General features: G+C 58.0%; 17 protein-coding genes. 11 read left to right on the top strand and 6 right to left on the bottom strand.

Annotated features, from left to right (window positions below; all coding sequences use genetic code 11):
• The gene (locus QZ487_RS09825) at nucleotides 1-1,113 is read right to left on the bottom strand and encodes an FAD-binding oxidoreductase (protein WP_296024726.1); all 1,113 of its coding nucleotides are present in this window, start codon (nucleotides 1,111-1,113) and stop codon (nucleotides 1-3) included.
• A 69-nt stretch (nucleotides 1,114-1,182) separates the two neighbouring features.
• Here QZ487_RS09825 and QZ487_RS09830 point away from each other — a divergent pair, with 69 nt between their 5' ends.
• The 9 genes from QZ487_RS09830 (at nucleotide 1,183) to QZ487_RS09870 (ending at nucleotide 11,120) form a co-directional block, all read left to right on the top strand.
• Nucleotides 1,183-2,202 carry an NAD-dependent epimerase/dehydratase family protein gene (locus QZ487_RS09830; RefSeq protein WP_296024728.1) on the top strand — a complete coding sequence of 340 codons (1,020 nt, stop codon included), beginning with the start codon at nucleotides 1,183-1,185 and terminating at the stop codon, nucleotides 2,200-2,202.
• A complete protein-coding gene (locus tag QZ487_RS09835; RefSeq protein ID WP_296024733.1) occupies nucleotides 2,202-2,924 on the top strand; it encodes an SDR family oxidoreductase in 723 nt (240 codons plus the stop codon). Before QZ487_RS09830 ends, QZ487_RS09835 begins: the two co-directional genes overlap by 1 nt.
• A gap of 70 nt (nucleotides 2,925-2,994) precedes the next feature.
• Entirely contained in the window at nucleotides 2,995-4,527 is a 1,533-nt protein-coding gene (locus tag QZ487_RS09840) for an acyl-CoA carboxylase subunit beta (RefSeq protein ID WP_285975387.1), read from the top strand.
• A 139-nt stretch (nucleotides 4,528-4,666) separates the two neighbouring features.
• Nucleotides 4,667-4,897: a hypothetical protein gene (locus QZ487_RS09845; protein WP_285975386.1), complete on the top strand. Its 231-nt coding sequence runs from the start codon at nucleotides 4,667-4,669 to the stop codon at nucleotides 4,895-4,897.
• Nucleotides 4,898-4,976: 79 nt separating this feature from the next.
• The gene (locus QZ487_RS09850) at nucleotides 4,977-5,435 is read left to right on the top strand and encodes an OsmC family protein (protein WP_296024738.1); all 459 of its coding nucleotides are present in this window, start codon (nucleotides 4,977-4,979) and stop codon (nucleotides 5,433-5,435) included.
• A complete protein-coding gene (gene mce, locus QZ487_RS09855) occupies nucleotides 5,435-5,875 on the top strand; it encodes a methylmalonyl-CoA epimerase (protein ID WP_285975384.1) in 441 nt (146 codons plus the stop codon). Before QZ487_RS09850 ends, mce begins: the two co-directional genes overlap by 1 nt.
• Nucleotides 5,875-6,660, top strand: coding sequence for an enoyl-CoA hydratase-related protein (locus tag QZ487_RS09860; RefSeq protein ID WP_285975383.1), 786 nt, complete (start codon nucleotides 5,875-5,877; stop codon nucleotides 6,658-6,660). Before mce ends, QZ487_RS09860 begins: the two co-directional genes overlap by 1 nt.
• 48 nt (nucleotides 6,661-6,708) lie before the next feature.
• The gene (gene scpA, locus QZ487_RS09865; protein ID WP_296024742.1) at nucleotides 6,709-8,940 is read left to right on the top strand and encodes a methylmalonyl-CoA mutase; all 2,232 of its coding nucleotides are present in this window, start codon (nucleotides 6,709-6,711) and stop codon (nucleotides 8,938-8,940) included.
• A 158-nt stretch (nucleotides 8,941-9,098) separates the two neighbouring features.
• Nucleotides 9,099-11,120 (top strand): acetyl/propionyl/methylcrotonyl-CoA carboxylase subunit alpha, encoded by a 2,022-nt coding sequence (locus QZ487_RS09870; RefSeq protein ID WP_285975381.1) that lies wholly within the window; start codon nucleotides 9,099-9,101, stop codon nucleotides 11,118-11,120.
• A 9-nt stretch (nucleotides 11,121-11,129) separates the two neighbouring features.
• Here the strand turns inward: QZ487_RS09870 and QZ487_RS09875 are convergent, their stop codons facing one another.
• Genes QZ487_RS09875 through QZ487_RS09895 form a run of 5 tightly spaced genes read right to left on the bottom strand, consistent with a single transcriptional unit; the run spans nucleotide 11,130 to nucleotide 15,459 of the window.
• Complete coding sequence (locus QZ487_RS09875; protein ID WP_349665836.1) at nucleotides 11,130-11,585, bottom strand: GNAT family N-acetyltransferase; 456 nt, start codon at nucleotides 11,583-11,585, stop codon at nucleotides 11,130-11,132.
• Between the two features lie 4 nt (nucleotides 11,586-11,589).
• Entirely contained in the window at nucleotides 11,590-12,357 is a 768-nt protein-coding gene (locus QZ487_RS09880) for a cyclase family protein (protein WP_285975379.1), read from the bottom strand.
• The gene (locus QZ487_RS09885) at nucleotides 12,354-13,754 is read right to left on the bottom strand and encodes a peptide MFS transporter (RefSeq protein WP_296024745.1); all 1,401 of its coding nucleotides are present in this window, start codon (nucleotides 13,752-13,754) and stop codon (nucleotides 12,354-12,356) included. Before QZ487_RS09885 ends, QZ487_RS09880 begins: the two co-directional genes overlap by 4 nt.
• A gap of 41 nt (nucleotides 13,755-13,795) precedes the next feature.
• Entirely contained in the window at nucleotides 13,796-14,899 is a 1,104-nt protein-coding gene (gene aroB / locus QZ487_RS09890; RefSeq protein WP_296024748.1) for a 3-dehydroquinate synthase, read from the bottom strand.
• The gene (locus QZ487_RS09895) at nucleotides 14,890-15,459 is read right to left on the bottom strand and encodes a shikimate kinase (RefSeq protein WP_296024751.1); all 570 of its coding nucleotides are present in this window, start codon (nucleotides 15,457-15,459) and stop codon (nucleotides 14,890-14,892) included. Before QZ487_RS09895 ends, aroB begins: the two co-directional genes overlap by 10 nt.
• A 68-nt stretch (nucleotides 15,460-15,527) precedes the next feature.
• Between QZ487_RS09895 and QZ487_RS09900 the strand changes: the two genes are divergently transcribed.
• Together QZ487_RS09900 and QZ487_RS09905 are read left to right on the top strand one after the other, a co-directional pair.
• On the top strand, nucleotides 15,528-15,701 hold the full coding sequence (locus QZ487_RS09900) for a hypothetical protein (protein WP_285975375.1): 174 nt from the start codon (nucleotides 15,528-15,530) through the stop codon (nucleotides 15,699-15,701).
• On the top strand, nucleotides 15,698-17,542 hold the full coding sequence (locus QZ487_RS09905) for a hypothetical protein (protein ID WP_296024752.1): 1,845 nt from the start codon (nucleotides 15,698-15,700) through the stop codon (nucleotides 17,540-17,542). The genes QZ487_RS09900 and QZ487_RS09905 overlap by 4 nt, the downstream gene beginning before the upstream one ends.

The raw sequence follows: 17,542 nt of genomic DNA on the forward strand, positions 1-17,542 counted from the left end.
TTAGCTGCGCAGGCGGGCGGGCGAGAGCTGGGCGGGCGCAACACTGACTGCGCGCAGTTCTTCTGGCCAGCCGAGCTGACAAATCAGCGCTTCGGCGGTCAACGCCATCGCGGGCGAGGTTTGCAACCCGAAGCCGCCTTGTCCTGCGAGCCAGAAGAATCCCGATGCGTCCGGATCGAAACCGACAACCGGTTCACGGTCCGGTGCAAAGCTGCGTAACCCCGCCCATTTGCTGGCGATGCGTTTGATTTCGAGGGTGGTCGCTTGTTCTACCCGCCAGGCGGTCAGCGCAATATCCTCTTCTTCCGGCTGGGAATCGCAAGGATCGCTCGGGTGTTCGTCCATCGGACAGGCTAGCAATCGTCCGCTTCCCTCCGGCTCGATGTAGAAACCTGTGCCTACAGTCTTTGTGAACGGCCAGCGCGATACGTCCATATCGGCAGGCACATCGAAGGTAATTACCGTGCGTCGCAGCGGCTGAATGCCGACAGGTTCAACCCCCGCCAGGCTTGCGACATGGTCTGCCCAAGCACCCGCAGCGTTCACGATAACCTTGGCAGAGTAGCTTTGTCCGGGTGTATCGACGATCCAGCGATCGGAATTGCGCCGTATTGCTTTGACAGGCGCGCCAACGGTCAATTCACCGCCCGAGACACGCAGGGCCTTGCGGTGCCCCTCCAACAGGGCGTGCGCATCCAGCTTGCGCCCATCGGAATCAAGCAGCGCGCCGACGATCCCCTCACTGTCTTGCTTCAGAACAGGAACCAGTTCGCAGGCTTGAACAGGGTCGAGCCGCTCGATACCGGGTGCCCATTTGCGGTAATTCGTCTCCAGCTGGTCGAGTTTCTCCAGCTGTCCGTCCAGCGCCACGAACAGCGCGGGATGCGGCTTTGCGCCTAGCTCTTGCAGCAAAGGCAGGCTTGCCGCCGTTAATGCGCGCACGATCGCCGATTCCATGTCGAAGTGGGCAAAGGCAGCGCTGCGGCCGGACGCGTGCATACCCACTGCCCCTTCTGCTTCGCATACGATAACGCTGCGGTGCGCAGCGATGCGTGCAGCGGCGGACAGCCCCGCAATGCCTGCGCCGACCACAAGGCAGTCGATCTGCTTCATCGCCGAGAGATTATCTGCGTTGTCATTTGAAATCCCGCGACATATCCTTCGCTTCAAGGGAGAAAGTCAATGACAGGCACTGTACTCGTAACTGGCGGCACAGGCTATATTGGCGGCGAAGTCATCGACCAGCTTCTGGTCAAGGGATATGCCGTTCATACTACCGTGAGGAACGCTGCCAAGAGCGAGCCACGCCTGCGTGAACGCTGGCCGGATGCTGGTGATCGCCTCAAGGTCTTTCAGGCTGATCTGATGAGCGATGAGGGATGGGCAGAGGCGAATGCCGGTTGTCACGCCGTGGCGCATGTCGCTTCGCCTTTTCCGCTCGCCGTACCCAAGCACAAGGACGAGCTGTTAGTTCCCGCGCGTGAGGGCACTCTTCGCGCGCTGCGTTTTGCCAAGGACGCTGGGGTTCAGCGGTTTGTTCAGACAAGCTCTGCCGCTGCAATTGCCTATGGCCATCCAGAGAAGGACCATTTCGATCACACTGATTGGACGAACCTTGATGCGAATGTCGCACCGTACATCGAGTCAAAGACCGTGGCAGAACGTGCCGCGCGCGACTGGGTGGCGGAAAACGCGCCAGAGATGATCTTTTGTTCGGTCAATCCGGTTGCGGTGTTTGGGCCGGTTTACAATGATGACCTGTCAACAAGCATCGAATTGGTGAAGAAGATCATTGACGGATCGATCCCCATGATCCCGAATATGGGCATATGCGTAACCGATATCCGCGATGTTGGAAGGGCGCATGTGCTGGCAATTGAAGCCCCGGAAGAGAAGGTGCGCGGCGAACGCTTCCCCACGTCCGAGAAATTTCTGTGGCTGCGCGAAATGGCCAACATAGTTCGACAACGCGCGCCCGAACTTGCCGGCAAGGTACCCAAACGACCGATGCCGAACTGGCTTGTCAGCATCCTCGCGCTATTCATGGAAGAAATGAAGCAGATCAAGCCAGAGCTGGGCAATGTGCGTGATGTGTCCGGCAAGCACACCGAAGAAGTGCTTGGCTTCCAGTTCATTTCTGCCGAACAGACATTGGAAGACACGGCACGTAGCCTGGTCGAGCATGGGATTGTGAAACTCTGATGGACTTGAAAGACAAGGCAGTATTGCTGACCGGAGGCAGCACGGGGATCGGGCGCGAATTGGCGCGTTTGATGAAAAAAAAGGGCGCAAAAGTTACGCTAACGGGTCGCAACAAGGAACGAATGGCGGCGATGCAGGAAGAAGGCTTCGAAGTGATCGAGGCCGACCTGTCCAACGCGAAAGGTGTCGATGCGCTGATTGCGGATATTGGCGAGCGCGAGTTCGACATTCTGATCAACAATGCAGGGCAATTGGTCGATCACGATTTCCGCAAGGGCTTGCCAGACAGTGATGCTGCTGATGATTGTATTTATGCCAATTTGAGCGCGCCGATCCGGCTCACTACGGCTTTGGTGCCGATGTTGGGGCACCGTCCTGAGGCTGCGATTGTCAATGTCACCAGCGGGCTTGCGATTGCGCCTGCTGCGCGCCAGCCGGTCTATTGCGCCACCAAGTCGGGGCTGCGTGCCTATTCGTTGACGCTGCGCGAACAGCTCAAGGACACCAATATCCACGTGATCGAAGCGCTGCCGCCGGTTGTGGACACGCAGATGAACGCGGATAATCTGATGTCGAAAATGCCCGCCGCCGAGTGCGCGGCGCAGATCATGGACGCGATCGAAAGCGGAGCAGATGAAGCCAATATTGGGCAGGTTCGGCTGCTGCGCTGGGCCTATTCATTATCTCCCGCTCTCGCGCGCCGGATAACACTGCGTTTTTGATACGTTGACGCTGCAGGCTTTCGCTGGCTAGGCGCTTTACTCAAGTACAAAGTCACATTCAGGGGGCCTGATGTCCGCAAATATCGCTGAAATGGAACGCCGCCGCGCAGCTGCAAATCTTGGTGGCGGAGAAAAGCGGATCGCCGCGCAACACGCCAAGGGCAAGCTGACCGCGCGCGAACGGCTGGACATGCTGCTCGATGAGGGCTCGTTTGAAGAGCTGGACGCTTATGTCGAGCATGACTGCGTCGATTTCGGCATGCAGGATCAGAAGATTCCGGGCGATGGCGTGGTCACCGGCTCCGGGACGATCAACGGCCGCCTCGTCTATGTCTATTCGCAAGACTTCACTGTCTTTGGTGGCAGTCTGTCCAAACGGCACGCGGAAAAAATCTGCAAAGTAATGGAAAGCGCCATGAAATATGGCGCGCCGGTAATCGGGCTGAACGACAGCGGGGGCGCGCGCATTCAGGAAGGCGTGGCGTCACTGGGCGGCTATGCTGATGTGTTCCAGCGCAATGTGCTGGCCAGCGGCGTCGTGCCGCAGATCAGCCTGATCATGGGGCCATGCGCGGGCGGGGCAGTCTATTCGCCAGCCATGACTGACTTCATCTTCATGGTGAAGGACAGCTCTTACATGTTTGTGACGGGCCCGGACGTTGTGAAGACCGTAACCAATGAAGAAGTCACGCAAGAAGAGCTGGGTGGTGCGATCACTCACACCACTAAGACTTCGGTGGCGGATATCGCGTTCGAAAACGATGTCGAAGCGTTGATGGCAACGCGGGCGTTCTTTGATTATCTACCGCTCAGCAACCGCGAAGACGTGCCAGAGCGCCCGACCGATGATCCCTGGGACCGCATCGAGGACAGCCTCGACACGCTGATTCCCGACAATGCGAACCAACCCTATGACATGCACGAAGTTATCCGCAAGACGCTGGACGAAGGCGATTTCTTTGAAATTCAGCCTGCCCATGCAGCGAATATCATTTGCGGTTTTGGCCGGGTGGAAGGGCGCACCGTGGGCGTCGTCGCGAACCAACCGATGGTGCTCGCTGGTGTGCTCGACATCAACTCATCAAAGAAAGCCGCGCGTTTCGTGCGTTTCTGCGATGCATTCGAAATTCCGATCCTCACTTTTGTGGATGTGCCCGGCTTCCTGCCTGGAACCGCGCAAGAGCATAACGGGATCATCAAACACGGCGCGAAGCTGCTGTTCGCTTACGCCGAGGCGACTGTGCCCAAGATCACCATTATCACTCGCAAGGCCTATGGCGGGGCATATGACGTCATGGCCTCAAAGCATTTGCGCGGCGATTTGAACTATGCGTGGCCGACTGCAGAGATCGCGGTGATGGGCGCGAAGGGTGCGGTGGAGATCATCTTCCGCCAAGACCGCGACGATCCGGGCAAGATTGCGGAGAAAACAAAGGAATATGAAGACCGGTTTGCCAATCCCTTCGTAGCGGCTAGCCGAGGTTACATTGACGAAGTGATCTACCCACACTCGACCCGCAAGCGCATCGCGCTCGGCCTCAGGAAACTGCGCAACAAAGCGCTCGAGAACCCGTGGAAGAAACACGACAATATCCCGCTTTAGCTTTTCGTTTCTTGCTTTGACCATCGCAGGACGTGAATAACGTCTTGCGACTTGCTGTCGCGGCACGGCTTCGAACTTGTAAGGATTTGACGACCAATCGGCTCTACGCCTCCTCATCCAACTGAAGAGTGCTGCTGTGATGCCTGAACTGTTTCCTTATGTCTGTTTTGCACTCGCGGGAATCAACCTGATCGCCTGGCTGCGCAACGATCTGAACGGTGATGCCGGTGAGGATTTTGGCGAGGCGATGTCTATAGATAGGTTTGGGCGCGGTTCTGATGGATACAAAGGGACACAGTCTTTTCATTTGTTATTGGCCGTGATTTTTACTGGTCTAGGCGTCGCGAGTTTTTTGGGGCTGCAACTTTGACACTGGGCCTCGCTATATCGCTGGATAGACCGAACAAAAAATGACAAGTGGCGAAGCCTCAAACAAAGGGCTCGCAACCATGGCAATCTACACTTCGACGGTATCTTGGAATCGATCTGCATCGGAAGACTTCACAGACAACAAATACAGCCGACGGCACGAATGGGAATTTGATGGCGGGGCCGTGGTCCCGGCGTCATCCTCTCCGCATATCGTTTCATTGCCCTATTCCGACGAAGCAGGCGTCGATCCGGAAGAGGCGTTTGTAGCTGCGCTATCAAGCTGCCATATGCTGTTCTTTCTCTCCTTCGCGGCTCAGCGCGGTTTCTGCGTCGATAGCTACGTTGACGAGGCGTCAGGCCTTATGGAGAAAAACGAGAGTGGCCAGATGGCCATGACCAGGGTTAGCTTGAAGCCGAAAATCGGATTTTCCGGCGAGAACCGGCCCACTGCGGAAGAAGTCGATGCGCTGCATCACAAATCGCATAAGGCCTGCTTCATAGCCAACTCGGTCAAAACGGAAGTGGTGGTGGAATAATGAAACTGGGACGTCTCAATCACATCGGCGTAGCAACGCCCTCGATCGCAGAGTCGATCGCGCATTATAGTGACACGATGGGTGCGACAGATATCGAGGAGCCCTTCGACTTGCCAGAGCAGGGCGTGAAGGTCTGCTTCGTCAATACGCCGACCGATTCGGGCATGAATGGGACGCAAATCGAGCTGATCGAGCCCTTTGATGACAGTTCCCCGATAAATAACTTCCTCGAGAAGAATCCCTTGGGCGGCCAGCATCACGTCTGCTTCGAAGTGCCAGATATCGCTACGGCGAGGGAGGAATTCGAAGCAATAGGCAAGCGTATTCTTGGCCCCACACGCATTGGTGCGCACGGCACGCCTATCTTTTTCGTCCATCCCAAGGATATGCAGGGCATGCTTACGGAAATCATGGAAACGCCGAAAGACGGAGCGCATTAATGTCCTACGAAACCATCAAGGTTGACCGCGACGGTCCACTGCTCACCATCACATTGAACCGACCAGAACGCCTGAACGCCATGCCTCCCGCTATGGCCGACGAGATCGGCCAGGTGTTTTACGATCTGGGTGATGCGCGTGCCGTATTGATTACCGGCGAAGGCAAGGGCTTCTGCTCGGGCGCTGATCTGTCTGCGCGGGGCTCCGACAGTGCGTTGACCGGCAAGGGCGGCAGTCACGAAGCGCTGAACAACCACTACAATCCGGCGATAAGCCATCTTATCCGCGCAGATGTTCCTGTGATCTGTGCCGTAAACGGCCCGGCAGCAGGTGTGGGGTGTTCACTCGCTCTCGCAGCTGATTTTACCATCGCCAGCAGGAATGCTTACTTCCTGCAAGCTTTCGTGAATATCGGCCTGGTCCCCGATGGCGGCTCTACCTGGTTGCTCGCCCGTGCCATTGGCCGCGCGCGCGCCACCCGCATGATGATGCTGGGCGAGAAGATCGGTGCAGAACAGGCCGAGGAATGGGGTCTGATCTACAAGGCCGTAGAAGCCGAAGACTTGATGGAAGAAGCGCGCGCCTTGGCAGGCAAGCTCGCGAATGGGCCGACGTTGGCCTATGCGGCGATGAAGCGCAACATTGCGACGGCGCTCGATGGTTCGCTCCAGCAAGTGCTTCTCGCAGAAGCAGAGGCACAGCACATTGCGGGCCGGAGCGAAGATGCGAGGGAAGGCGGCATGGCCTTTCTTCAAAAGCGCAAGGCTGAGTTTAAGGGGAAGTAAGCTTGCCGCAGACTTCCGCGCTGATCCAACTGTGCTAAGAGCCGCGCTATGACTGAAAAACCGACCGTATCTGACTGGGAAGCGCTTGCCGACAAGGAAGTGAAGGGGCGTGACCTGACTTGGGAAACGCCCGAAGGCTTCGCCATCAAGCCGCTCTATACACAAGCGGATGCTCAGGATCCGGGGCTTCCGGGATTTGCGCCATTCACACGCGGCGTTAAGGCCAGCATGTATGCGGGCCGCCCGTGGACGATCCGCCAGTATGCGGGTTTCTCTACGGCTGAGGAATCGAATGCATTCTATCGCCGCAATCTGGCAGCAGGCCAGAAGGGGTTGTCGGTAGCGTTCGATCTGGCGACACACCGCGGCTATGATTCCGATCACCCGCGTGTAGTTGGCGATGTCGGCAAAGCGGGCGTTGCGATCGACACCGTCAAGGACATGGAAATCCTGTTCGATCAGATCCCGCTCGACACGATGAGCGTCAGCATGACGATGAACGGAGCTGTGATCCCGGTACTGGCGTTCTATATCGTTGCGGGCGAGCGTCAGGGTGTCTCGCCTGAACAGCTTTCGGGCACGATCCAGAACGACATCCTGAAGGAATTCATGGTCCGGAACACTTACATCTACCCGCCTGAGCCGAGCATGCGGATTGTGTCGGACATCGTCGGTTATACCTCGGCCAACATGCCGAAATTCAACTCTATTTCGATCAGCGGCTATCACATGCATGAAGCCGGGGCGACAGCGGTGCAAGAGCTGGCCTTCACCATCGCTGACGGCAAGGAATATGTGCAGCGGGCGATGGCGGCAGGGCTGGACATCGATGCGTTTGCCGGACGCCTATCGTTCTTCTTTGGGATCGGCATGAACTTCTTCATGGAGATCGCGAAGCTGCGCGCGGCGCGCACGCTGTGGTACCGCGTGATGCACGGTCTCGGCGCGAAGCAGGAACGTTCCAAGATGTTGCGCACCCACTGCCAAACCAGCGGCGTTTCACTGCAAGAGCAAGACCCCTACAACAACGTAATCCGCACGACGGTGGAGGCGATGGCGGCGACGCTGGGCGGCACGCAAAGCTTGCACACAAACGCACTGGACGAAGCTATAGCGTTACCTACCGACTTCTCAGCGCGTATTGCTCGCAACACACAACTGGTTCTGCAGGAAGAAAGTGGCATCACTAACGTCGTCGATCCGCTGGGTGGCAGCTATTACATCGAAGCGCTGACCGCGAAACTGGTTGAAGAAGCTGAAAAGCTGATCGCGGAAGTCGATGAGGCCGGCGGAATGACTGCCTATGTCGATACAGGCGCACCCAAGGCTGCGATTGAAAGCGCGGCTGCTCAAAAGCAGACCGGCATCGACAAGGGCGAAACCGTGATTGTTGGCGTCAACAAGTATCGCCTTGCTGAAGAAGCGCAGATCGAAACGCTCGACATCGACAATCACAAGGTTCGCACCGGCCAGATCGAGCGATTGCAGCAAGTGCGCGCGAGCCGTGATGAAGCAGCGTGTCAGGCGGCGTTGGCGGCACTGCGCGAAGCCGCTGCGGCTTACCCGGGCGCAAGTAGCGAAGCACTGAGCACCGGGCTTGACGAGAACGGGATTCCGTTGCCGCCGTCAGTCCTGGAGGAAATGGCCCGAAAGGGTGACACCAATTTGCTTGCGCGGGCGGTAGACGCTGCACGCTATGATGCGACGCTGGGCGAGATTTCGGCCGCAATGGAAGAAGTGTTCGGGCGCCATGACGCGACACCAAAGCCGGTCAGCGGGGTTTACAAAACCGCATACGAATTTGATCAGCGTTGGGCTCAGGTAACCGATGGCGTCGACGCCGTGGAGCGCCGGCTGGGCCGCAAACCGCGCATCATGGTCGCCAAGATGGGGCAGGACGGGCATGATCGCGGCGCGAATGTGATCGCGTCCGCGTTTGCCGATATGGGTTTCGAGGTGATTTCCGGCCCGCTGTTCCAGACGCCGAAGGAAACCGCCGCGCTCGCGCTGCAAAAGCAGGTCGACGTGGTGGGTGCAAGCTCGCTCGCCGCAGGGCACAAGACGCTGATCCCCGAGCTGATACAGCTGCTGCGCGATGCCGGGCGGCCTGATATCAAGGTGACTGCCGGCGGGGTGATCCCGCCACAAGACTATGATTTCCTGCGCGAAAAGGGCGTTCAGGGGATTTATGGCCCTGGCTCGAACGTGGTCGAATGTGCGGCAGATATCCTGACGCTGCTTGGCCACAACATGCCTCCAATGGATGAGGCGGCGGAGTGAGCAGTGATTGCCTAAACTGCGGCCATCCGATTGGCTATCATCATGCTGGAACCGATCCGGAGATGCATTGTTCCTGCAAGGACTGTGATTGCATCGGCTATAGCGACAATGAAATGGAAAGCCCGCAAACTGGGCCTGAAAAACCAGGGGACGCCTGAGTGTTCAAAAAAATCCTGATTGCCAATCGCGGTGAAATCGCTTGCCGTGTTATCAAGACCGCCCGTCGCATGGGTATTCAGACCGTTGCGGTCTATTCCGATGCTGATGCACGCGCGCCCTTCGTGAAGATGGCAGACGAGGCCGTGCACATCGGCCCGCCGCCTGCCGCTGAGTCCTACCTCATTGCGGACAAGATCATCGAGGCCTGCAAGCAGACCGGCGCGGAGGCTGTACACCCTGGCTATGGCTTCCTTTCCGAGCGTGCAAGCTTTGTTGAAGCGCTGGAGAAGGAAGGTATCGCGTTTATCGGACCACCAGCCGGGGCCATCGCGGCGATGGGCGACAAGATCGAATCCAAGAAGCTTGCCAAGGAAGCAGGCGTGAATGTCGTCCCGGGCTTTGTTGGCGAGATCCGCGACACCGAGCACGCGGTCGAGATCAGCAATGACATCGGCTATCCGGTGATGATGAAGGCCAGCGCGGGTGGCGGCGGCAAGGGCATGCGCCTTGCCTATTCAGAGAAGGACGTACGCGAAGGCTTCGAAGCGACCAAGCGTGAAGGGCTGAACTCCTTCGGCGATGACCGCGTTTTCATTGAAAAATTCATTGAAGACCCGCGGCATATCGAAATCCAGATATTGGGCGATAAGCACGGCAATGTGCTCTATCTGAACGAGCGCGAATGTTCGATCCAGCGTCGCCACCAGAAGGTGGTCGAGGAAGCGCCGTCGCCCTTCGTGACCCCCAAGATGCGCAAGGCGATGGGCGAGCAATGCGTCGCGTTGTCCAAGGCAGTCGATTACCACTCCGCCGGCACGGTTGAGCTGATCGTCAGCGGCGCGGACACCACTGGCGAAAGCTTCTACTTCCTAGAAATGAACACCCGCCTGCAAGTGGAACATCCGGTTACCGAAGCGATCACCGGCATTGATCTGGTCGAGCAGATGATCCGCGTTGCTGCTGGCGAAAAGCTGGAAATGACGCAGGATGATATCGGCATTGATGGCTGGGCGATCGAAAACCGTGTCTATGCCGAAGATCCCTATCGCGGCTTTCTGCCGTCGACGGGCCGCTTGGTCGAATACCAGCCCGCGCTCGAAGGCTGGACCGACGATGGCAATGCCAATGGCAGGCGCGGCGTCGATGGAGTGCGGATTGACGACGGCGTCTATGAAGGCGGCGAAGTTTCCATGTTCTATGACCCGATGATCGCCAAGCTGATCACTTGGGGCGAAACACGCGACGAAGCGGCTGATCTGCAGATTCAGGCTCTGGATGCTTTTCGCATCAAGGGGCTGGGGCACAATGTCGATTTTCTCAGCGCCATAATGCAGCATGATCGGTTTCGTTCAGGCGAACTGACCACCGGCTTTATCGCAGAGGAATATCCGGACGGTTTTGAAGGCGCTGCAACGTCTGACGAATTGCTGCGCGGATTGGCGGCAATCGGCGGCGTCATCGCGACGGTTGATGCAGACCGCGCACGGCGTATTGATCAGCAGCTTGCTGATGAGATGTATGCGCCGGGCGATTGGTCGGTGAAGATTGGCGAAACCGAATATGCGGTGGTTCTCGAAGAGGATGCAATCACCGTTGATGGCCAGGCGATTGATCTCACATTCGATTACACGCCGGGTCAAACGATGGTGGATATAGAGTTTGGCGAAGAGGCGTTAACGATCCAGCTTGCGCGCAATCATACCGGCTATGCAATCACGACACGCGGCGCGACCCACATCTTGCGCGTGCTACCAGCGCGAATTGCGCATTTGGCGGGCCACATGATTGAGAAAGAACCGCCTGATCTTTCCAAGTTGCTGATCTGCCCGATGCCGGGCCTGCTGATGAAGCTACACGTCCAGGAAGGCGATGAAGTTCAGCCCGGACAGCCGCTGGCGACCGTCGAAGCGATGAAGATGGAAAACATCCTGCGCGCGGAGAAACAGGCGATTGTTTCCAAGATTAACGCGGGCGAGGGCGAGAGCCTGGCTGTTGATGCGATCATCCTTGAGCTGGAATAACCGGAGGCACTAAAGCGCTAAGTGATAACACTGATTGTGCGGACCATTTGAATAGTCGGCAAACGCTTCACCCCGCTCGAATCCGTTCTTGAGGTAAAGCTTCACTGCGGGCATGAACTCCTCACTTGTCCCTGTTTCCAGACTGAGACGTTCAACGCCATCAGCTCGCGCGGTTTCCAGAATCAGATTCAGAACGGCTTGAGCTGCGCCTTTGCCCAGATGGTCTGCATGGGTACGCATGGACTTGATCTCGGCTTCGGTGTCCGACAGTCGATTGAGCGCGCCCACCGCCATCAGCGTGTCACCCTCCCATGCCCCGAACAGGGAAATCGTCGGGCCAGAGAGCCCGGACAAGTCCAACGCAAATGAAGTGCCAGGCGGAGATATTTCAAACATGTTGCGCTGATGCGCTTCGAGCAAGTCCCTGACCTGGCTATCCGTCAAGGACGCCTTTCCAACCCGCATTGACTTACTCCACGATTGCGACCGCACGAATCCAGCCTGCGCTGGCACGTTCAATCTTCACGGGGAAGCAGCTGAAAGTAAAGCCAAAATCGGGCAGTGTGGCCAGGTTTGTCAGCTTTTCAATCTGATAGTAGGGGCGGATGCGCCCGGCCTTGTGCCCTTCCCAGATAATCGACGGGTCTTTGGTTTCGGCCCAGCGCCGAGCGGTGTGGCTGAACGGTGCATCCCAGCTCCAGGCATCGGTGCCGACAACTTCCACGCCGCGTTCGGTCAGCCACAGCGTCGCTTCCGTGCCAAGTCCCACGCCCTGATCGGTGAAATTTTCCGTTCCATAGACCGCGCCTGACTGGATCAATACGATGTCTAGCGGCTGTAGCGCGTAACCGATCTTTTGGAACGCTTCCTCCAGCTCCGCCGCGCTCACCACATGCCCGTGTGGCAGATGACTGAAATCGAGCTTCACGCCGGGTCGGAAGAACCGGTCGAGCGGTGCCTCGTCGATGCTCGGGGCAGGGCTGGCTCCGCCGTCCGTGGTTGAATGGTAGTGCCACGGCGCGTCCATATGTGTGCCGTTGTGCGTGGACAGTTCAAGGAATTCGACCGCCCATCCTTCACCGTCTGGTAGATCGTCCTTTTCGAGTCCGGGGAAGAACATCGCGATCTGCTCCCACGTGTTCTCGTGGGTCATGTAAGTGACCTTGGGCCGCATCACCTCCGGATCGGAAATCACATCGTTGGTGATCGGGATAGAGAGATCGATGAAGCGGGTCATGCGAGCGCGACATCCTCCGGCTCTGCGCTATGCATCAGGCGCGGTGCGAGCAGCAGCTTGAACAGCAGGAACACCACGCCCGCCGCCGCGGCAAAGCCCATGTGGATCAGCCAGAACTGCGTAACCGGCATAGTCTCGAACCAGCCGCCGACATAGCCCACCATCGAATTGCCGGCGAAGAATGCCAGAAAGTAAAGCCCGATAACCGTTCCGGATATCTGTTTGGGCGCGAGCCGCGCAAACAGTGCAAGGCTGACGGGTAACATATGCGCAAAGCCGATCGAGTTTACGATGTGGAACATGACCGGCCAGAACAGGCCGATTTTCTCGCCCGCAGGTGTCGTTGTAGCGGCCATATAGAGGCAGGCCATGCCGCCAATCGAGAATACCGATCCGATGATGATTTTACTCAGTTCATCGGGCTCCTGCCATTTGGTCTTCCACCAACGGTAAAAGGCAGCAACACCGGCGAGGAAGCTGACGGATACGACAGCATCGAGCGTGATAAGCCAAGTCGTAGGAAGCTTCTCGTCACCCCAGTAAAGCGCGAATTGCTGATCCCCCCAAACCAGATAGGCATTGAATATCTGGTTGTTGGGAACGATTGCGACGGCCAGAACGGGGATCAGCAGCAGCAGTGCAATGGTGGCGAGCCAGTCATTGCGCGACATCGGATCCTGCGCTGCTTTTGCTGTTTTCGCTGCGACGTCGAAATGTTCCTTGGGCAAATATTTCTGACCTGCGACATAGATAACAAGGCCGATCAGCATGCCGACCCCCGCTGCGCCAAACCCCCAATGCCAGCCCATGGTTTCACCCAATGTGCCAACCACCAGCGGGCTCGCAATCACGCCCGCATTGATGCCCAGATAAAAGATCTGGAAAGCATCGGCGCGGCGCAGGTCTTCGGGTTTGTAAAGGCTACCCACCTGGCTGGAGATATTGCCTTTGAACATTCCTGAACCAAGGATCAGGCACAGCAGCGCGAACAGGAAGGTGACGTTGAACGCCATCAGGAAATGGCCGAGCGCCATGGTGACCGCGCCAAGAAGCACGGTGCGCCGTTTGCCCAGAACCCGGTCAGCCAGCAGGCCGCCAAAGATGGGTGTCAGATAAACCGTTGCGGCATAGGTACCGAAGATCGCGCTTGCGAAGGCTTGTCCTTCGAGTCCGCCATAGAGCGCACGAAGCTGTTCGATGCCCGCGACTTGCTCGACATTTCCCGGCAAGAGCAGGAAATTGACCATGTAGAGCACCAGCAGTGCCTGCATGCCGTAAAAGCTGAAACGCTCCCACGCTTCAGTAAAGGCGAGATAGCCAAGCCCCTTCGGGTGGCCAAGAAAGCTTTTATCGTCCCAATCGAAATCAAGCTCTGGTGTGGCTTCGGCAACGGTCATGCAGAACTCCCCTCATGTCTGCTTTTGTCGCTGATCTAGCCCTATTGAAGCTGCTCGTCGAGGAAGCTTGCAACGTCATCCAGAGCTACGTCCTTTGCCAGATATGCTGCACCGATGCCGCGCAGCAAAATGAATGGCAAAGTGCCCGCGTCCATCTTCTTGTCGTGCAACATGTGATCCGCCAGTTTGGAGCCATCGCAATCGAGTCCGAGCTGCGAAATCTCCGACGGAAGGCCGGATGCCTCGATAGCGCTGGCAACCAATGCGGCGTCCTCAACGCTGATTAGTCCGCGCCGCGCCGAGTACCGGGCGGCGAGTACCATACCGAGTGCGACACCCTCACCATGAAGCAATCTGTCGGAAAAACCCGTTTCCGCTTCAAGCGCATGTCCAAACGTGTGACCCAGATTCAGCAACGCGCGCGCGCCGCTGGTCTCGCGCTCGTCCTCTGCGACAATCCGCGCTTTGGCCGCTACGCTGGTCGAAATCGCATGGACAAGTGCGCCTGGATCGCGGGCGACTACTTTCTTGCCATTTTCGGCGAGCCAATCGAAGAATTCGCGGTCCCCCAGAACGCCGTATTTGATCACTTCGGCATAGCCCGCGCGCATCTCGCGATCCGGCAATGTGTCGAGTGTGGCCGGGTCGATCAGCACGAGCGCGGGCTGATGGAATGCCCCGATCAAATTCTTGCCCGCATTTGTGTTGATTGCGGTCTTCCCGCCTACGCTCGAATCAACCTGAGCGAGCAAGGTGGTGGGGATTTGCACGAAGCCGCAGCCACGCTTCAGGATTGCGCAGGCAAATCCGGTCAGATCGCCAACCACGCCGCCGCCCAGCGCAAACACATGATCGCCGCGCTCTACCCCTTGCGCAAGCAGCCAGTCGGTTAGTTCCTGGAGGCCTTGCCAGCTTTTTGAGGCTTCTCCGGATGCTACCTCAAACCATGTGGCTTTGTGGCCTGCCGTAGCCAGGGCAGCTTCAAGACGTTTGCCATGGTGCGCCTTCGCATTGGTATCGGCGACAATCGGGACAGTTTCCTTGCGCAAAAATGCTGCGCCAACATTTGCGGCATCGTCAAGCAAGCCGTGATCGACCAGCACTTCATAACTTCGACCAGCTAGTTGGACCGGGATCACAGCCATGAGTCGAGCGCCTCCAGAATTTTCGTCACAGTGTAATCGTGCGGACCGGCGTCGCTCATGACATGGATTTGTGCCTGCGAATAGAAGCCTTTGCGCTTTTCGTAGAGATTGCCGAGTATCTCACGCGGGTCGCCGGTTTTGAGCAGTGGGCGGGTGTTCTTGCGCGCTGTGCGCTCGACCAAGGTATCGATGTCGCAGTCAATCCAAACCGCAATTGCCTGTTCCAGAATCAAGGCGCGTGTATCGTCGTTTACGAATGCGCCGCCGCCCGTCGCGATAACGCCGTCGTGTTCTTCGATGAGCCGGGCAATCACACGCCGTTCTCCGTCGCGAAAATAGTCCTCACCGAATTGTTCAAAGATTTCTGAAATCTTGTGCTGGGCGGCATCCTCTATCGCGTCGTCCGCATCGACAAACGGGCGGCCCAACGCATTGGCCAGCCGCCTTCCGATGGTCGACTTGCCCACGCCCATCAGCCCGACCAATGCGATTGGCCGGTCCAGCCGCTTGATGATTCCGGCAATCCGCTCTTCATTGAGGGTAGGCTGTGCGTCAGTCATTGCAGAGCGGCCTATAGATCGGCTATCGGCCATGCAATATGGTAAGCAGACGCAGCACAATTCTTTCCATGGATGACTCGGTTGGTGTGACTTCGCAAAAGCGCGAGCCGCGCGCCAAGCGAATTTGGCTGGCGGTTGCCGCTTTGGTCGGGATCCTTTGCCTGGCTTGGTTCGATGGCGGAGAAGAGGCATTGCACCCGATCTCGCAGGAAATTGCCATTCCGGAGTTGGCCGAACAATGACCCGCAAGACATGGATTTGTGCAGGCGTGGCTGCAATTGCGCTCAGCGCCAGTTTCGTTGCGGCGCAAGACGCGCCGGAATCTTTGCTGCCGCCTGGCTTTGACGATCCGGAACCAAGGCCGACACCTGCACCCACCGCTCCAGCCGCGCCAACCGCTCCTGTACCGGGGCAGCCGCAGGAACCGGGTGCGCCAACCGTGCAGCCGATACCGGGTGCGGGCGATCCTTTGCGCGACCTCTCTCAGTTCGATTTTTCGACCATTCCCACGCTTGAGGAATTGGAAGAAATGTCGCCAGACGAGCTGGACGATCTACTTGGTCTAAGCCCCAGTTACGACATTCCGCCGGCGGCACGGCGTGCGATGACGCGGGTCGGAGTGATTTCTTCACAGGAAGGCGGGTTTCCCTCCGCCTCGTTGGCGCGGCAACCAGCTGTATTGGTTCAGGCTGCGCTTCGCGGGCTTGAACGGCCAGTCGTCTCGCGCTGGGGCCATGTTCTGCTGCGCCGGGCTTTGGCGAGCAGGCTGCAGGCTCCCGAAGGCATGAGTCCGGTCGAATTCGCCGCTCTTCGGGTTCAGGCGCTCAACAATATGGGCGAATATCATGCTGCACGATCGCTGCTGCAGGATATCGACACGGGCAATTGGAATACGGCGCTCGTTGACGCCGGGCTCGAAGCCTACATAGCGACGACCGACCTGATCGGTACCTGTCCGGTTGTTCGATTGGTCGGTTCCGAGCGCGAAGACCCACAATGGCGCATGCTTGGTGCAATCTGCAATTCCTATGCGGGCGAGGGTGTATTGGGCGGGCGTCAGCTCGATCGTGCGCTGCGCGACGAAATTGCCCCTGGTATTGATGTCTTGCTGGCTCAACGGTTGGCTGGGGCTGCCGGGCGGGGCCGCAGAGCAGTTGATGTCGAGTGGGACGGCGTGGACGGGATCAATCCGTGGCGATTTGCGATAGCAAACGCTGTTGGAGAGGAAATTCCCGAATCACTTCGAGCAAATGTGGAACCCTATTACGAGCGGGTTTGGGCGGTAACGCCGACACTTTCCTTGCAACAGCGGGCGATTGGCGCGGATCGAGCAGCACGTGAAGGTATATTCTCTTCGCAGGCCGCGATTGATCTCTACAGCCAAATCTATGCGAATGAGAATATTACAGGCGAAGCCGCCGACCGCGCCACTCTGTTGCGAGAAGCTTACGTCGCGAACACAGCGCCCGAACGCGTCTCGGCAATGCAGTCGGTCTGGGGGAATGGGGATTCTCTTGACTATGGTCGCTTGGTCCTGACAGCTTATGCAGCCGCGAGGATTCCCGCGTCACCCGATTTGGCGGAACATGCACCGGCTCTGATCGCGTCCATGCTGACTGCTGGTCTGGACCGCGATGCGGCAGCCTGGTCTGAGGCCGTCGAGCAAGGAAGCGATGCATGGGCGCTGATCGCGGTGGGGCGCAACGCCGTTGGCCGAATTGAGCCTCGCGAAGCGATCGATAGCTTCATTGATGGTGATAGCAGCGCAGATTACCGCCGTTCGCAGTTTCTGCTGGCGGGATTGGCCGGGCTGGAACGGGTTGCCCCTAGAGATCTCAGTGACTTTACCAGCCGAACGGAGGCAGACCTAGTCCGCCAAAGCCGTTGGTCACGCGCCATCACACGCGCGGCAGACGTTAATAACGCGGCATTGGTCGCATTGCTCGCAGGGTTGGGAATGCAGGGCGAGGGATGGGATCGCATGACACCGCGTCATCTCTACTTCATAGTTTCCTCTCTGCGCCGGGTCGGTCTGGAGGCGGAAGCCAGAATGATCGCTGTGGAGGCGATCGCGCGCGTTTAG

The sequence above is a fragment of the uncultured Altererythrobacter sp. genome (assembly GCF_913057185.1).
Taxonomy (GTDB): domain Bacteria; phylum Pseudomonadota; class Alphaproteobacteria; order Sphingomonadales; family Sphingomonadaceae; genus Erythrobacter; species Erythrobacter rubellus.

Coding starts and splice junctions, on each gene's coding strand:
- QZ487_RS09825 (WP_296024726.1), bottom strand. CDS start 1,113: ATGAAGCAGATCGACTGCCTTGTGGTCGGCGCAGGCATTGCGGGGCTG.
- QZ487_RS09830 (WP_296024728.1), top strand. CDS start 1,183: ATGACAGGCACTGTACTCGTAACTGGCGGCACAGGCTATATTGGCGGC.
- QZ487_RS09835 (WP_296024733.1), top strand. CDS start 2,202: ATGGACTTGAAAGACAAGGCAGTATTGCTGACCGGAGGCAGCACGGGG.
- QZ487_RS09840 (WP_285975387.1), top strand. CDS start 2,995: ATGTCCGCAAATATCGCTGAAATGGAACGCCGCCGCGCAGCTGCAAAT.
- QZ487_RS09845 (WP_285975386.1), top strand. CDS start 4,667: ATGCCTGAACTGTTTCCTTATGTCTGTTTTGCACTCGCGGGAATCAAC.
- QZ487_RS09850 (WP_296024738.1), top strand. CDS start 4,977: ATGGCAATCTACACTTCGACGGTATCTTGGAATCGATCTGCATCGGAA.
- mce (WP_285975384.1), top strand. CDS start 5,435: ATGAAACTGGGACGTCTCAATCACATCGGCGTAGCAACGCCCTCGATC.
- QZ487_RS09860 (WP_285975383.1), top strand. CDS start 5,875: ATGTCCTACGAAACCATCAAGGTTGACCGCGACGGTCCACTGCTCACC.
- scpA (WP_296024742.1), top strand. CDS start 6,709: ATGACTGAAAAACCGACCGTATCTGACTGGGAAGCGCTTGCCGACAAG.
- QZ487_RS09875 (WP_349665836.1), bottom strand. CDS start 11,585: ATGCGGGTTGGAAAGGCGTCCTTGACGGATAGCCAGGTCAGGGACTTG.
- QZ487_RS09880 (WP_285975379.1), bottom strand. CDS start 12,357: ATGACCCGCTTCATCGATCTCTCTATCCCGATCACCAACGATGTGATT.
- QZ487_RS09885 (WP_296024745.1), bottom strand. CDS start 13,754: ATGACCGTTGCCGAAGCCACACCAGAGCTTGATTTCGATTGGGACGAT.
- aroB (WP_296024748.1), bottom strand. CDS start 14,899: ATGGCTGTGATCCCGGTCCAACTAGCTGGTCGAAGTTATGAAGTGCTG.
- QZ487_RS09895 (WP_296024751.1), bottom strand. CDS start 15,459: ATGACTGACGCACAGCCTACCCTCAATGAAGAGCGGATTGCCGGAATC.
- QZ487_RS09900 (WP_285975375.1), top strand. CDS start 15,528: ATGGATGACTCGGTTGGTGTGACTTCGCAAAAGCGCGAGCCGCGCGCC.
- QZ487_RS09905 (WP_296024752.1), top strand. CDS start 15,698: ATGACCCGCAAGACATGGATTTGTGCAGGCGTGGCTGCAATTGCGCTC.